This window comes from Sphingobium sp. FW306-1B-F04DB (assembly GCF_058781925.1).
The window spans coordinates 1-14,987 of the sequence record NZ_JBYSXE010000004.1 but is presented as its reverse complement, the minus strand read 5'-3'; the positions used below and the strand labels follow the sequence as shown (position 1 = coordinate 14,987).

Below are 14,987 nucleotides of genomic sequence, written 5' to 3'. Positions count from 1 at the left end.
GAAAGCCAACCATTTAACGGCGGCCTTCCGCTGACTCAATCCGAGGCAAGCGCGCGGCGGATTTCTGCCAGGTCGATGCCGTGGCGGTTGACCTTGTAGTAGAAGGTCTTGCGGGGCAGGCGGAGCGCATTGATGGTGCGCGCGACATCTCCGCCAGATTGTCGAAGCGCATCGGTGATCGCGGCCTTTTCAAAGGCAGCCACGCGATCGGCGAGCGAAGTCGCGGGGCCGGCGACAGCGCCGCCCGACGGGTTAAACAGGCCCAGCATCACCTGATCCGCGAAACTCGCGAGCTGGCGGACATTGCCCGGCCAGCGCTCTGTCAGCAGCCGATCGCGCACCGCATCCTCGATCTCGGGAATTTCGCGGCGCAGGCGGCCTGCAGCTTCGCCGAGGAAGTGAGCGAACAAGAGCGGCACGTCCTCCGGGCGCTCGCGCAGCGGCGGAATCCGCAAACGCATCCCTGCGACACGATAGAGCAGAGGCGGCGAGATGCTGTCGGCATTCTTTCCTTCGCCCGCGCTTGCGATGATCCGGCAGTTCACCGGCGGGGCGCCCCGCCCGTCCGGGAATGTCTGCGTCTCCGCAAACCGGGTGAGCAGTGCCTGCAGCTTGGGCGAAGCCCGGTCCACATCGTCGAGGAACAACGTGCCGCCCTGGGCGGCAGCGATCGGCCCGCTTACCGAAAAGAGTGACGCATCGATCAGGCTATCCTCGATTCCCGCGCAGGCGACCGCGACGAAGCGGCCACGCCGGTTCCCCTGATTGTGGATTATCCGGGCCAGCAACTCCTTGCCCGTTCCGGTTTCGCCCTCGATCAGAAGGCCGAGATCGGTCTGGGCCAGCACCCCTGCGATCTCCCGCAGCCGGACGATCGCAGGCGAGCGGCCGACCAGCGGCGAGGCCTGGCTCGCAGTCTCCGCCATGCCGCGCAGCCGGCGGTTGTCCAGCGTCAGAGCGCGCTTGCTCGCGGCGCGCGCCACCGCCGCCAGCAAGGCATCGGGATCGAACGGTTTGGTGAGGAAATCCCACGCGCCGGCCTTGAGCGCCTCGACCGCAATCGCGATGTCGCCGTGACCTGTCATCAGCAGGACCGGCAATTCGGGGTCGAGCTCCAGCAGGTGCCGGAACATCGCCATTCCGCCCATGCCGGGCATCCGCACGTCGGTGACCACCGCACCGTCGAAGTCGGGGCCGATCTGCCCCAGAGCCGCCTCCGCGCTCGGGAAGGCGAGCACTTCATAGCCCTCAAGCCGAAGCATCTGTTCAACAGAGGATCGCAGGTCCTTGTCGTCATCGACCAGGGCAATGCGGGCAGAGCCGGTCACGGCACGCGCCTCAGGATCAACTCGAAGCAAGCGCCCCCCTCGCCCGGTAGGAGGCGAAGCGTGCCGCCGAGATCGTGGGCGATGTCCTGGGAGATGACGAGACCCAGGCCCAGGCCGGAAGCGCGGCTGGTGGCAAAGGGGGTGAACAGCCGCTCGGCGAGGTCGGGCGCGATCCCCGGCCCGTTATCCGCCACAAGGATCCGCACGCGCTCGTCGCCGGGTTCGACAATGATGGAGATGCGCGGGTCCAGCCGGCCTTCCAGCGCCTCGGCGGCATTTTGCAGCAGGTTGACCAGAACCTGCTCGAGCCGAACGCGCCCGCCCAATACCTGCAGGTCAGGCGGCGGCTTGTCGCAGACCACCTCGATCGCGCGCAGCTTCTCCTTGAGGATCAGCAGTGCACCCTCGATTAAGCCTGCCAGCGATACAGGCTCGACGGGGCGTGGAGCCTTGCGCGCAAAGTCCCTCAGCTCGGCGGTTATGGTGCCGATGCGATCCGCCAGCCTGCCAATCGCCTGCAGATTGCGGCGCACCTCCTCTGTCGCGCCCGAAAGAAGCAGCCTCTCGCCATTGGCCGCAAAGGTGCGGATGGCGGCCACGGGCTGCGCAGTTTCATGCGCGACGCCGGCGGTGACCTGCCCCAAGGTGGCCAGCCGGTTTGCCTGGCGAAGCCCTTCGCGCAGCGTCGCAGCGCGCGCCTCGCTTGCCTGACGTTCCTCGATCTCGTGCCGCAGTTCGGCCGTGCGGCTGACGACCGCAGCCTCGAGTTCGGCCGTGCGGACGGCCTCGGCCCGCTGCGCTTCGCCGCGCCGGCGCGCCCGGCCGATGACTACCGCGACGCCGGCAAGGAGCGCCAGCATGGCGGCAGCGCCGGCCACGCGCGCCAGCCATACCGCGCCGCCCACCGCCGCGGCGCGGGGCAACGTATGTACCAGCTGCCAATCCTCAACCTGGGTGGGCACGGCGACGGACAAGCTTGGGGGGCCAACGGGCAACGGCCGCAGCGCTTCGCCGCCGAGCCGGAACTCGTCGCGCAGACGTGCGGCCTTTTCGGGCGCCAATCTCCCGCTCACGGTAAAGCGCAGTTGCGGATTGCTGGTCACCAGCACCACGCCCTCGTCATCGTGAACATAGGTGTGGCCCGCGGCGTCCGACCATTGCCGCTCGAGCCGGTCGAACTCCAGCTTCACCACGATCACACCGCCGTTGGGGGTGCGGCGGGCGAGGTAGAGGCCCGGCTGCGCACTGATGGTGCCGAGAGCGAACTGGGCGGCGGAACCGCTCCGCCGCGCGCCTTGGAAATAGCTGCGGAAGGCGTAATCCTGGCCGACAAAGCTTGTGGGGTTGCGCCAATTGCTCGCTGCGATCGCGCGCCCCTGTGCATCGAGCACATAGACGACCGCGGCGCCGGTCTCCTTGGCCAGCGCCTCCAGCTTGCGGTTGAGCGCGCTGCGGGCAGGCGGATCGCCCGAGAGCGCCGCCGCCACGTCCCTGTCGCCAGCAAGCGCGAGCGGCAGCAGGCGAAAACGCGCGACCTCACTCGTCAGCAAGGCAGCCCGAAGCTGTGCATCGACCCGCATCCGCTCCAGCGCGCGCCCCTCGGCCCGCTGTTCGGCCACAAGGCCGGCGAGAACTGCTGCGAGGATCGCCAGCAAGAGGGCTCCGACGAACCATCCCGCGGTGCGACCGAATCGCCCCGAGCCCAACTTTGTGCGCGCGTTCAACATCGTGTCATTTGTTGCACAAGTGCGCCCCATCTTGTCCAATAAAATGCACACGCGGCCTCTCGTCACTCAGCTTAAATTATTGAAATTGCTCATCCAGACTCAGGTCTGCCAGCCATTTGGGGCATGGAGAAACGCGAGTCATACTGAGGCATCAACGAGGACCGGCATCAGACTGGGGCCCGAGGAGAGGATAGCTCAATGGCGCGTTACATCGTCCATCCCCACGCCCCACCCGTCCCGCCAAGGGCGGTGCCCTGGTACGGACGCCTCTACTGTCAGGTCCTCATTGCCATCGCGGCGGGCATTCTGGTCGGCCATTTCGCGCCAGGGGTTGGTGAATCGCTGAAGCCGCTTGGCGATGCCTTCATCAAGCTCGTGAAGATGATCATCGCGCCGGTGATCTTCCTGACCATCGTTACGGGCATCGCCGGAATGCGCGATCTCGGGCGGGTAGGCCGCGTCGCGGGCAAGGCCTTCGCCTACTTCCTCTTCTTCTCCACCCTAGCGCTGATCGTCGGGCTGATCGTCGGCAATGTCGTGCGCCCGGGAGACGGGCTCAACATCGATCCGGCCACTCTCGATACCTCGCAGATCAGCAACTATGCCGAAAAGGCGCATGAGAGCACGCTGGCCGGCTTCCTGCTCAACATCATTCCCGACACCGTGGTGAGCGCGCTCACCTCGGGGAACATCCTCCAGACGCTGTTCGTCGCCATTCTCTTCGGCATCGCGCTTGCGCTGGTCGGCCCCCGTGCAGATCGGCTGCTGAATGCGCTGGAGGACCTCTCGATCGCCTTCTTCAAGCTGGTGGCGATCGTGATGCGGGCGGCGCCGATCGGGGCGTTCGGGGCGATGGCCTTCACCATCGGCGCTTATGGAATCGGCACTATGGCCAATTTGGCGGGGCTCGTCGCCACCTTCTACATCACCTCGCTGCTGTTCGTGCTGGTGGTGCTGGGCACAGTGGCGAAGCTGGCGGGCTTTTCGATCTTCAAGCTGATCGGCTACCTCAAGGCCGAGCTTCTGCTCGTGCTGGGCACCTCCTCCTCGGAAAGCGCGCTGCCCTCGCTGATCGAGAAGTTGGAGCGCGCAGGCTGCCCCAAGTCGGTCGTCGGCCTGGTGGTGCCGACCGGCTATTCGTTCAACCTTGACGGCACGAACATCTACATGACTCTCGCAGCCCTGTTCATCGCGCAGGCGACAGGGGTGGACCTTTCGCTAGGCGAGCAGTTGCTGCTGCTGTCGGTCGCCATGCTTTCGTCCAAGGGCGCAGCGGGGGTGACCGGCGCCGGCTTTATCACGCTGGCAGCGACGCTCTCGATCGTGCCCAGCGTGCCGATCGCGGGAATGGCGCTGATCCTGGGGGTGGATCGGTTCATGTCGGAATGCCGCAGCCTCACCAATTTCATCGGCAATGCTGTGGCGACAGTGGTGGTTTCCCGCTGGGAAGGCAGCTTCGACAAGGCCCAGTTCGACGCCGCGATCGGCGGTGAGCTGCCGAGCGTCGACGAACTGCCCGAAGGGATGGTGGCGGCGGAATAGGGCCCGAGGTCCGAGTTACCGGCACCCCAAGGAGAAAACATGACCGTCCTCAATCATCGGCGCGCAATCCGTGCCGGCGTGGCCGCCCTCGTTCTTGCCAGTCCGGCCGCCCAGACCGCGCAAGCCGCTTCTATTCCATCAACCGCTGGCGATGGGGCGGGTGCGGAGGCTGCCGCACAGGCACCGACCGCCCGCAGCGCACCAGCCGTAGACGCGGCGCAGGCCCCTCATGCTCAGTCGCCGGTTCACCGGGAGCCCGCGGCGGCCGAACCGGCCTCTCCGCAGGACCAGTCGGCGCCCGCCCTCACCCCGCGGCCCTACCCGGCGGCTGCCACCGGCGAAGGCAGCACGACGGGTGGCTACAGCCTGTCGCGCTGGGCCGAGGACTGGCGGATCATGCGCGATCCCGCCAGCCGTGACGATCCGCTCGACCAGCTCAAGTTCCTGCCGCTCGACGCCGATGGCGACATCTACCTCACGCTATCGGGTGAAGCTCGGCTGCGGGTCAACATGACCAGCAACCCGGGCCTGCGTGAAGGCCCGCATCAGCGGCAGGACCTCACCCGCCTCGTCGGTGGCGCCGATCTGCATCTCGGACCCAATTTGCGCGTTTATGGCGAGGTTGCGCACGGCAGCATCAGCGGGCGCCAGCTCGGCGTGCCCCCGGCGACGCTCCGGAATGCATTGGCTCTCCAGCAATATTTCTTCGAGGCAAAGGGGACGATTGGCAATGTCGCGATCGGAGGCCGCTATGGCCGACAGGAGTTCACCGATGGCCCGAACCAGCTCGTCAGCCAGCGCGACAACAATACGATCCGCTACACATTGAATGGCTGGCGTGCCTGGGCGCGCGGCAGCCGGCTGCGCGTGGACCTCTTCGACCTCAAGCCCACAGCCTACGGCGATCTCGGGCCGGAAGACGACGTCAACGATCCCGCGCGCCGGTTCTATGGTGTAACCTTCGGCGTCGTCCTGCCCCCTGAATGGCTCGGCGGCTCCCGTCTCTTTCTCGACCCCTTCTTGTGGCGGCGGACCAATGATGTCGGCGCCTGGGGCGGACGAATCGGACCGGCCGAGCGCAACTATGCCGGCGCCCGCCTATGGGGCGATGTCGGGCGGCTGACGATCGACTGGTCGGCCAACCACCAGTGGGGCACCTATATCGACCAGGAGATCGACGCCTGGCACGTCTTCACCGCGCAGAACTATCGACTGGGCAGGGATCCGGGCGCGCCGCGCATCGGCCTGCGTGCGGATTATGCGAGCGGCGGGGGAGGATATGGACAGGGCAAGCTGCGCAACGCCTATGCCCCATTCGGCAACAACGTCTACTACAGTTACCAGCTGTTCCTGACGCCATCCAATTTGGTCGCGGTGGCGCCCAACCTCACCTTTTCCCCGGTCGACGGGGTGCGCGTGACCACCGAATACCAATTCGCCTGGCGTGCCAATGCCGACGACGCGGTTTATCGCGCGAACGGCCAGCCCTTCGCCGGTACGCAACTGGTGGGCGGGACCAAGATCGCCGAATCCCTTCGGATGCAATTGCTCTGGACGATTAGCCCGCGTCTCTCGTTTACGGCACGCTACGAGCATCTCGAAGCCGGGCCGGTACTCACGCGCGCTGGCTACACCGGCTCCGATTTCCTCGCCGCCTGGTTGAGCTTTCGCTTGTGATCCGCCCGAGGGTGACGATGGCGAGCTAACCCTACTCTACCTGCGCTTTGGCAGCCTGCACTCCTGCGACCGGGTGCCAACCGAGCTTCGGGCAGACATCCGAAACTGCCGTACGGAACGGCCGCATTCCCATCTCGGCTGTCAAAAGCTGTCCGTCCAGATCGTCCGACTGAGCCGTCGTTGGGCAGCTCACGCGGAGCCTGGGTTCCGCCACGAATGCTACGCTAATCCCGCACCCAATCGCCGCTTTCCGCAGCGACTACGATTAACACGTTGGCGCGCCGTGCAGGATAAACATAACGAATAATGTCGACCCTCATACTACTATAGAGCCGCCGCCTGGCGTCGGCCTCCGACCTGCGCCGCAATGCGGGGCCGCTGGTCCTATGAGGGCAAGGTTGGCCGATCCAGGCGCCATGAATAGGCCGCGAATCCCCCGCTGCGGACAGCTTCACGCGGCTCTAGCCGCTGCACGTGCACGGTGTTCTGCACGCGCCCACCGTTTTCGCGACCAAACATAAACGCCGGTGATAGACAGGAGCGCGACGGCGAGACCGAAGAGCGCAACCAGGACTCGCCCCCCGGTACCGCCGATCCTGCCACTGTGGAGCGGAAGCTGGGCTTGGAAAAATACGTCGCCTCCACTTCCCTCACCCATGACCTGCCGATGCCTGACGGAGCCACTTCGATCGTCGATGTAGACCCACGATGGTCCTAGCCCGTTTCTCGGATTTCCCACCGGCTCACCAACGGCGAAACCGTAGAGTCCCAGTTCCGCCGAATGGGTAGCATAGAGGATTGTCGGGTTCTCGTGCTCGTCGATGACGGACGCCACTGCGCGTTCGGCGCCATCGTGGAAACTCAGCAAGGCAGGGGGTCGGGCGGGGTCCGCCCGATCGTCGACCGGACCAGGACTGAGCGGAGATACGGCTTCAACCATTGGCTGCACGATCTGCTCGCGCAGGTTCAGCGATGCGCCCGTCACGGCCGATACGATAAACAATGGCCAAGGCCACAATCCGGCGAGCCGATGGAGGTCGAACATCGCACGGAAACCCTTTGCGCCACGTTTGAAACTCAGCGTCTTGGACCAGCCGCGGCCTTGATTTCGGGATCGCGGCCATGCAAGCAGCAGTCCGACGATACTGTCGAACAGCCAGGCGATGGCCACGCCCCCCATCAACAGCGCTCCCGCCCCAGAGGGCAGGAAGAGTGTCATGTGAATCTGGTAGACGAACGGAATGAACTGCTTGCGATCGAGACAACAAGCACCCCACTGCCGATTCCCCAACGCTCGAGCCGATGCAGGGTCCACAAACAACTGATCGAAGCCGAGCGGCGTGCTTGAGTCGCGGCTCTCAACCCACAGCAGAACGCTTTGCTTTCGGTCGATCGGGAGCAGGGCCGCCGAAACCCGAAGCCGATCGTCGGCCTGCTCGACGCGTCTAATCAGTTCTCCCAGCGGCAAGGCGGGGCGCGAAGGCGCGGACACCGCCCTGAACAGGTCGGGGTTAAGCGCCGCGTCAAGCTCCGGCTCGAACGCGAGGATAGAGCCAGTCAATCCAGCGATCACCAGAAAGCCTGCTATGGACAGGCCAACGTACCGGTGAAGTAGGACCAAAAGCCAACGCCGGCTGCCGCCCTTCGTCAAAAGCGGGCGGTGAGGTCCAATTTCCATGTTCGTGGTGCGCCCGGCCAGACTTCAAAAAGGCTGAATGCGTGGGTGTAATAACGCTTATCCGCCAGGTTCTCGACACTTGCGCCGACGCTGATGTTGTCGGTCACGGGGTAGTCCGCATGAACGTCAAAGCGCCAGTAGCCTGGCAATTCGAAGGTGTCTTCGAGGTCGCCGGCGCGGTCGCCTGTATAAGTCCCGATCGCGCCGAGCCGAAGGCCATGAGCAAACCCCGACTGAACCGCATAGGTGCCGCGCGCGATGAAGCTGTGGCGCGGGACGTTCCGGATACGCTTGCCGATGAGTTCGGCATTCGTGTCTTCAGTCGTTTTCGCTCTCGTGAAGGCGTAGCCGCCATAAAGCTCAAGCCCGGTGAGAGGGCGGACGGTTGTGGAAAGCTCGAAGCCCTTCGACACCTGCTCACCGATCGCAATGAGCGCTGACGGATCATCGCGATCCGAGACAGCCACGTCGCCGCGCTTCAGGTGAAACAGCGCAGCATTGAGCGACAATGCCCTACCGAATGTAGCCTTCGCTCCGACCTCGTACTGCACGCCTGTTTCCGGATCGAGCGGCCGGCCTTCGGCGGTGATACCCGATACCGGGAGGAAGGACGTGGTCCGGTTCGCGAAGAGGCTGATGTTTCGCGTGGGATTGAAGAGGACGCCGAGTTGGCTCGTCCAGGCTGTTTGACTCTGCCGGTCCTCAACGCTCTCGCCGGTGGGAAAGCTTGTAAGAGTCCGCTGGCGGAATCGCGACCACCGCACGCCCCCGACGAACCGCAGCTGGTCGCTGAGTGCGATGCGGTCCTGAAGGAACAGCCCAAGGCTACGGCTACGCTCATCCGATGCGCTTCCGAAGTCTGGCAGAGGGAATGTCTCAGGCCGCTGCTCCTGTTCGTACACCGGATCGTACACATCGAGGCTGGGTGCCAGCGCCACCTCGCTTAGATTATCACGATCGAACCAGCTGTGATCGGCACCCAGGATTACTTCATGGCGAACGGACCCGGTGCGGAAATTGGCCGCAACGTCCCCATAGGCCGTCCAAGCCTCGCCATCGGACTCAGAGGTGAGAAGAGCCCGGGTCAACGTGCGGAACTGTTCGTCCCAGCCGAGGAGGCCGAAGATCCCTTCCTCGTCCGTCTTCTCCTTCGTCCATGACAGGCCAAGCCGCGAGCGGACGGTATCGCTGAAACGATGCTCGACGCGAGCGCTGATTTCGCTGTTCTTGCGGATCGAGGGCTCGAAGGTTGGGTCGGTCAATCCCAGCGAGCGCGGCAAGCGACCGTTCGGGTTTGGAAGCACCGTCCCCTCAGCAGGAAAGCCGTTCAGGAAGCCATCCAGTTCGTTGCGCACAAATAGCGCTTCGATCGTGATTGTCGTTTGATCGCCGATGTCCGCCGCTACGGTGGGCGCAAAGACCAAGTGTTTGCGGTGCCAGAAATCAAGCACACTGTCCGAGTTGTCGTACGCGCCGGTCAGCCGGAAACGGAGGTCGCCACCTTGATTCATGGGGCCACTGACGTCGACTGTGCCACGCCAGTCTTCGAAGCGGGCTCTGCGGAGCGTCGTCTCCGCAGCGAACTCCCGCGATGGCTGCTTCGTTACGATGTTTACGACAGCTCCTGGCTGGAGTTGACCATAGAGCACTGACGCTGGTCCCTTGAGGACCTCGATCCGCTGGATCGTCACCGTGTCACGAGCCTGACGAAGCGCGTTCGCTGTCATGCCGTTCACTGTCTGGTTCGCGGAGAAACCGCGAATCAAATATGAGTCCCCGAAGACGTCGAACACTGAGCCATCCCTGGATGCGCCCGGAACCAGTCGCAGAGCATCACCGATCGTCTCGCTGCGGCTCTCCTCCAGCAGTTCTCCGGTTAGCAGATCTACAGTCTGTGGGATGTCCTGCACGCGATCAGAGGCAATGCGTCCGAAAACGATGATTTGTTCGCCGGTCGACTGCTGATCGGCAGGCGTGGGGATTGCATCAGGTGCCGATGTTTGGGCTGCCACAGGCGCAGCAACAATGCCCGTGCAAAAGGCGATACTTAGAAACAATCGAGACATATTCCCCCCAGAAATTCAAGGGACGCGCCTATCTAAGTTGCGAGTGCGTTGCAATAGCGTCGTCATTCGATTGGCTTCGAGGGGGCCGCCTGTGACCGCGAGCCCTGCCCCTCTGGGCAAGCGCGCGCAGCGAGCGAACATCCCTGTCAACAGCTCGACGAACGCGGAGTGGACGTTTGGCCGAGGCCGATACCGAGATTCAGGCGCGTGGAAGCACCTCGTTCGAACTTCAGGCCGTGCTGAGGTGCGCGCACGGCGTGGTGGCAGAGCACCACACAGACTTGCAACTGCCTCGCAATAGCGTATTGGCGTGCCGATCGGAGCATGGGCAGAACTTCTTTATGACCAACACATGGTGTATTCGGACCAGCCGGATTGGCATTCAACTGCTTGCTGGCGTTGCCTTGGTTGCTACCGCCTCCACCCCAGCCAACGCTGAGGAGCCCGCACAGGCGCAAGAAGCCGGCCGGAAAGAGGCGCTGGAAGCCGAGGCGCTCCAAACGGAAATTGTTGTAACAGCAGATCGCCGACACACTTTCGGCGCGGATTTCGTTCAGGCTGGGACATTCCGCGATGCGCGGCTCCTGGATACGCCGCTCACCGTCGCGATAATGACCAAGGAGTTGCTCGACGCCCAGCAGGCGCAGTCCGTCATCGATGCCGTGCGCAACACGCCCGGCGTCTCCCAAGCGCAGATCAACACCAGCATTTATAGCAATCTCGCCATACGTGGCATCAATCTGAACAACTTCACGAATTACCGGTGGAACGGCGTTCTCCCGGTCCTCAATCTGATCGAGCAGCCGATCGAGAGCAAGGACCGCATTGAGGTGCTCAAGGGCGCGGCCGGACTTTATTATGGCTTCGCGACGCCATCCGGCATCGTCAATCTCGTGACCGAACGACCGACCGCCGCGCCGGTGACCCGAGTCGAGATCAAGGGCGACACCAATGGTTCGGTCGGTGGAAATATCGATATCGGCCGCCGATTCGGGAATGCCGGGTTTCGTGTGAACGCGGGCGGTTCGCTGATCGAGACCGGCGTCAAGCGCACCAGCGGCGAGCGGTTCTTCGTGACAGGCGCGTTCGACTGGAAGGTTGCCGATAACCTCGAGGTGCTGTTGGACGCGGAGTATATCTACAAGACCATCTCCGAACCCGCCGTGCTCAGCCTTGCCGCTGTCAATGGCGTCATCACGATTCCCCCGCTGCAGGCCGCGTCGCAGAACCTCGGCGATGAATGGATGCAGGCGCGGGGTCGGGAGACCAACCTCCTGGCGCGCGTCAACTACGACTTCGCGCCGAACTGGCGGATCTCCGGTGCAGTCGGGCGATCGTATCTGACGCGCGAGCGCGCCTTCTCGTCGTTCGGCCGCTACGATCTCGCCACCGGCAATGGAACGCTATCAGTGGCCCAGACGCGCGGTAACGATTATACCAACGCCATCTATCGCGGCGACATCTCCGGAACCTTCCGGACCGGGCCGATCGAACACAACCTGCTCGCCGGAGTCGCCTACCAAACCCGTGACGGCAACGTCCCGATCGCCGTGCGGACCGCATTCGCCCAGAACCTCTACAATCCCGTCGCGATCCCGCAGCAGCCTGCCGCGCCGCGGATCATCCCCAATCCCACGCGAACCGAGGATCTGGGCCTGTACATTTTCGACCGGGCGTCATTGGGAGACTGGCTGCAGGCCACGATCGGCTACCGCAAGACCGAGTACAGCGACGTCAGTCGGACCAGTAGTCTGAAGATCACGCCCGATACTTTTTCCTACGGCCTGATGGTTAAGCCGGTGCAGTGGGTCAGCGTCTACGCCAATTATATCGAGGGTTTGGAGCCGGGTCCCGTCGCCCAGCAGATCGCCAACAACGCCGGTGAGATACTGCCAGCCGCGATCAGCAAGCAGAAGGAAGCCGGGATCAAAATGGAGCCCTTGCGCGGTCTGATGCTGACGGGGGCGTATTTTCACATCAAGCGGCCTTCGGCCTATCTCAACAGCGCCAACTTCTTGGTTCAGGATGGCGAGGCGACCTACGAGGGTGTCGAGTTCGGTGCGGTCGGCGAACTGACGCGCGACCTCTCGATCTCGGCCAGCGCGATGACGCTCGACGCGACCCAGCAATCGGGCGCCGCGAACGTGATTGGCAAGCGGATCGAGAACGTCGCCAAATTCTCCGGCTCGCTGTTCGTCGAATATCGCGTGCCGCCGGTGCCCGGCCTGCGGCTTTCCGCCGGCGTCTTCCATGTCGGGCGACGCGCGGTGAACGCGCTGAACCAAGGTTATGTGCCGGGCTACGAAACGTTCGACCTGGGCGCGAGCTACAGCTTCGATCTGCTCGACAGGAAAGCGACATTGCGGGCCTACGGCCAGAACGTCACCGGCAAACGCTACTGGGCGGCGACCGGAACGAGCCTGCTTGCCCAGGGTTTGCCCATGTCGGTCAAGCTGGCGCTGACGATCGAGCTCTGATCTGCGGCGGAGCGATCATGCGTACGATCCTCCTGCTGCATCGCTGGACGGGCGGCCTGATCGGGCTGATACTGGCGCTGCTTGGTACCACCGGCGCGTTGCTGCTTCACGCCGACCAGTTATTCCGGCCGATGGCGGGTGCGGTGCGAACGATCGCGCCGCTGTCGGACATCGCCGTTGCAGCGGAGCAAAGCCCGGCCGCGAGGCCGGACTACATCATTTTCTCTTCCAACAGTTTCCCGTTCCACCGGGTGGTTCTGAGCGATGGATCGGGCCGCTATCTGGATAACGGCGGCGCCGTTGTGAGCCAGTGGCAAAGCCTGTGGGAGCGCCCCGAACTCTGGCTGTTCAATTTCCATCGCTACCTGCTCCTGGGCCATGACGGAGAGACGATCGTCGGAGTCTGCGCACTGCTGGGGATCGGTTTCGTGGTTACGGGCACGCTCCTCTGGTGGCAGCATCGTCGAACATTCGCGCCCAGGTTCCTGCCGGCCCGGTTGAGCCGCCCCGCAATTCTTCGTCATCATCGCGATCTCGGCATCCTCCTCGCCCCACTTCTGCTGCTGTCGTTCGTGACCGGCGCAGCCATGGCGCTGAAACCGGTCGGCCTGGCACTCGTGAGTCCGTGGTCATCGGCCAGCGAAATCAAGGCCGCGACCGTCCCGCCGGCTCCGGACCCGCGTCCGCCGGCCGCACGGCTGGATTGGGCGGCCATGTTCGCGGACGCAAAACGCCGGTTCCCTGAGGCAGAACTCCGGCTCCTCGCCTTTCCGCGAAAGGCGGGCGATCCGATCCTCTTCCGGCTGCGTCAGCGGCCGGAATGGGTGCCTAACGGACGCACGAACCTGTGGTACAGTGCGCATGATGGGCATCTGATCGAAGCACGGGATGCGCGCTCGCTGCCCAACGGTTTGGGCGTCCTCGACCTGGCCTATCCGCTTCACGCCGCCAAGGTCGGCGGGTTCGCCTACCGGCTGGTGATGACGGTCTCGGGCATCGGACTGACACTGCTTGGTTCGTTCGCAGTGTGGAGTTTTTGGGTCAGGGCACGAAAACCAGGTACGAATAAGCGACGACGGACGCCGGCTAAGTCACCACTTGGTTAAGGGTCAGGCGCATGCCTGCACCTAATGGAACATCCGCTGTCAAGTACACCTTGAATGGCCCGACATTGAGCGCGAAGCGGCCGCCGTGTGGGATGACTTGAACTCCCATTCCGCCGTTGGCCGCCCGGCCTAATACGCCGGCGTAGCCGGCGCGGCGCTAGCGCATGAGACGGCGGCTGACGACGGTATTTGGCGCGCCCGGCAGGATTCGAACCTGCGACCCCAAGCTTAGAAGGCTCGTGCTCTATCCAGCTGAGCTACGGGCGCACGCATGCACGGCCAGTAAAACGGGCGCGGTTTTGCGCCCGGACCATGCATCAACGCGCATGCGCATAGCGTGGATTGCATGGGCAGGAAACCTCGATAGTGTGACGCCGCATGAACATGGGGGAAACGGGCGCGCCGAAAGCGGTTTCGGCACAGGCGGTTGCAGGCGGGCATTTCCGCTATTTCGACTTCGTCATGGCGGCGTTCGTCACGGTGCTGCTGCTTTCGAACCTGATCGGCGCGGCCAAGCTTTCGACGGTAGCCGGCTTCACCTTCGGCGCGGGCATCCTGTTCTTTCCATTGGGCTATGTGATCGGCGACGTGCTGACCGAGGTCTATGGCTATGCGCGCGCACGGCGCTGCGTCTGGGCGGGCTTCGTCGCGATGCTGTTCATGGCGCTGATGAGCTGGGTCGTCGTGTCGCTGCCCCCCGCCGCGGGCTGGGGCGATCAGGCGGCCTATGAAGCGGTATTCGGCAACACCTGGCGCATCGTGTTCGCCTCGCTCCTCGCCTTCTGGGCGGGCGAGTTCGCCAACAGCTTCGTGCTCGCCCGGATGAAGGTGTGGACCGAGGGCAGGCATCTCTGGACGCGCACCATCGGCTCGACGGTGGTGGGGCAGGGGATCGACAGTCTGATCTTCTACCCGCTCGCCTTTCTCGGCGTGTGGGAGAACTGGCAGGTCGCGACGGTGATGGTCACCAACTGGGCGCTGAAGGTCGGCTGGGAGGCGGTGCTGACCCCCGTCACCTATGCCGTGGTCGGCTGGCTCAAGCGCCGCGAGGGCGTGGACGTGTTCGACAAGGGCACGAATTTCACGCCGTTCAGCGCGAAGGTTTAGCGGACCGAACGATGTCCTGTATGTCGTGCGGAGCGGGCGTACAGATCCTCCCCGGTACGGGGAGGGGGACCACGCGAAGCGTGGTGGAGGGGCTGGCACAAAGCCCGACAATTCAGCGCAGCCCCTCCGTCAGCCCTTCGGGCTGCCACCTCCCCGTACCGGGGAGGAACTGATGTGCGCAATTGGGTCGAGGACGTGTAAAAACGCGGATTTCGAGGTGCGACGATTGTCATACGAGGCAATCGCACTGCGGAGAGATAAATCGAGCGCAGGCCGGGG

General features: G+C 64.0%; 9 protein-coding genes and 1 tRNA gene. 5 read left to right on the top strand and 5 right to left on the bottom strand.

The genetic code is table 11. The features are described 5' to 3' along the window. Positions 1 to 35: 35 nt before the first annotated feature. Positions 36 to 1,328: a sigma-54-dependent transcriptional regulator gene (locus tag AC3WJD_RS03635; RefSeq protein ID WP_492744610.1), complete on the bottom strand. Its 1,293-nt coding sequence runs from the start codon at positions 1,326 to 1,328 to the stop codon at positions 36 to 38. Beyond that, the gene (locus tag AC3WJD_RS03630; protein ID WP_492744608.1) at positions 1,325 to 2,983 is read right to left on the bottom strand and encodes a sensor histidine kinase; all 1,659 of its coding nucleotides are present in this window, start codon (positions 2,981 to 2,983) and stop codon (positions 1,325 to 1,327) included. The genes AC3WJD_RS03635 and AC3WJD_RS03630 overlap by 4 nt, the downstream gene beginning before the upstream one ends. A 270-nt stretch (positions 2,984 to 3,253) precedes the next feature. Between AC3WJD_RS03630 and AC3WJD_RS03625 the strand changes: the two genes are divergently transcribed. Together AC3WJD_RS03625 and AC3WJD_RS03620 are read left to right on the top strand one after the other, a co-directional pair. After that, positions 3,254 to 4,597 (top strand): dicarboxylate/amino acid:cation symporter, encoded by a 1,344-nt coding sequence (locus AC3WJD_RS03625; RefSeq protein WP_492744607.1) that lies wholly within the window; start codon positions 3,254 to 3,256, stop codon positions 4,595 to 4,597. A 39-nt stretch (positions 4,598 to 4,636) separates the two neighbouring features. After that, positions 4,637 to 6,274 carry an alginate export family protein gene (locus AC3WJD_RS03620; protein ID WP_492744605.1) on the top strand — a complete coding sequence of 546 codons (1,638 nt, stop codon included), beginning with the start codon at positions 4,637 to 4,639 and terminating at the stop codon, positions 6,272 to 6,274. Positions 6,275 to 6,725: 451 nt separating this feature from the next. Here the strand turns inward: AC3WJD_RS03620 and AC3WJD_RS03615 are convergent, their stop codons facing one another. Further along, on the bottom strand, positions 6,726 to 7,952 hold the full coding sequence (locus AC3WJD_RS03615) for a PepSY-associated TM helix domain-containing protein (RefSeq protein ID WP_492744603.1): 1,227 nt from the start codon (positions 7,950 to 7,952) through the stop codon (positions 6,726 to 6,728). Beyond that, entirely contained in the window at positions 7,922 to 10,018 is a 2,097-nt protein-coding gene (locus tag AC3WJD_RS03610) for a TonB-dependent siderophore receptor (RefSeq protein WP_492744601.1), read from the bottom strand. Before AC3WJD_RS03610 ends, AC3WJD_RS03615 begins: the two co-directional genes overlap by 31 nt. Before the next feature lie 176 nt (positions 10,019 to 10,194). Here AC3WJD_RS03610 and AC3WJD_RS03605 point away from each other — a divergent pair, with 176 nt between their 5' ends. Both AC3WJD_RS03605 and AC3WJD_RS03600 read left to right on the top strand, forming a co-directional pair. Next, positions 10,195 to 12,495 (top strand): TonB-dependent siderophore receptor, encoded by a 2,301-nt coding sequence (locus tag AC3WJD_RS03605; RefSeq protein WP_492744599.1) that lies wholly within the window; start codon positions 10,195 to 10,197, stop codon positions 12,493 to 12,495. 17 nt (positions 12,496 to 12,512) lie between these two features. Further along, positions 12,513 to 13,601 carry a PepSY-associated TM helix domain-containing protein gene (locus tag AC3WJD_RS03600; RefSeq protein ID WP_492744597.1) on the top strand — a complete coding sequence of 363 codons (1,089 nt, stop codon included), beginning with the start codon at positions 12,513 to 12,515 and terminating at the stop codon, positions 13,599 to 13,601. Between the two features lie 190 nt (positions 13,602 to 13,791). Here AC3WJD_RS03600 and AC3WJD_RS03595 read toward each other — a convergent pair. After that, positions 13,792 to 13,868 (bottom strand) — tRNA-Arg (locus AC3WJD_RS03595). 117 nt (positions 13,869 to 13,985) lie between these two features. Here AC3WJD_RS03595 and AC3WJD_RS03590 point away from each other — a divergent pair. Continuing rightward, positions 13,986 to 14,708 (top strand): queuosine precursor transporter, encoded by a 723-nt coding sequence (locus tag AC3WJD_RS03590; RefSeq protein ID WP_492744845.1) that lies wholly within the window; start codon positions 13,986 to 13,988, stop codon positions 14,706 to 14,708. The last annotated feature ends 279 nt before the right edge of the window (positions 14,709 to 14,987 follow it).

Excerpts from the sequence above, each read along its gene's own strand:
- AC3WJD_RS03625 (WP_492744607.1), top strand. The coding sequence starts at position 3,254 with ATGGCGCGTTACATCGTCCATCCCCACGCCCCACCCGTCCCGCCAAGG.
- AC3WJD_RS03620 (WP_492744605.1), top strand. The coding sequence starts at position 4,637 with ATGACCGTCCTCAATCATCGGCGCGCAATCCGTGCCGGCGTGGCCGCC.
- AC3WJD_RS03615 (WP_492744603.1), bottom strand. The coding sequence starts at position 7,952 with ATGGAAATTGGACCTCACCGCCCGCTTTTGACGAAGGGCGGCAGCCGG.
- AC3WJD_RS03610 (WP_492744601.1), bottom strand. The coding sequence starts at position 10,018 with ATGTCTCGATTGTTTCTAAGTATCGCCTTTTGCACGGGCATTGTTGCT.
- AC3WJD_RS03600 (WP_492744597.1), top strand. The coding sequence starts at position 12,513 with ATGCGTACGATCCTCCTGCTGCATCGCTGGACGGGCGGCCTGATCGGG.
- AC3WJD_RS03590 (WP_492744845.1), top strand. The coding sequence starts at position 13,986 with ATGGGGGAAACGGGCGCGCCGAAAGCGGTTTCGGCACAGGCGGTTGCA.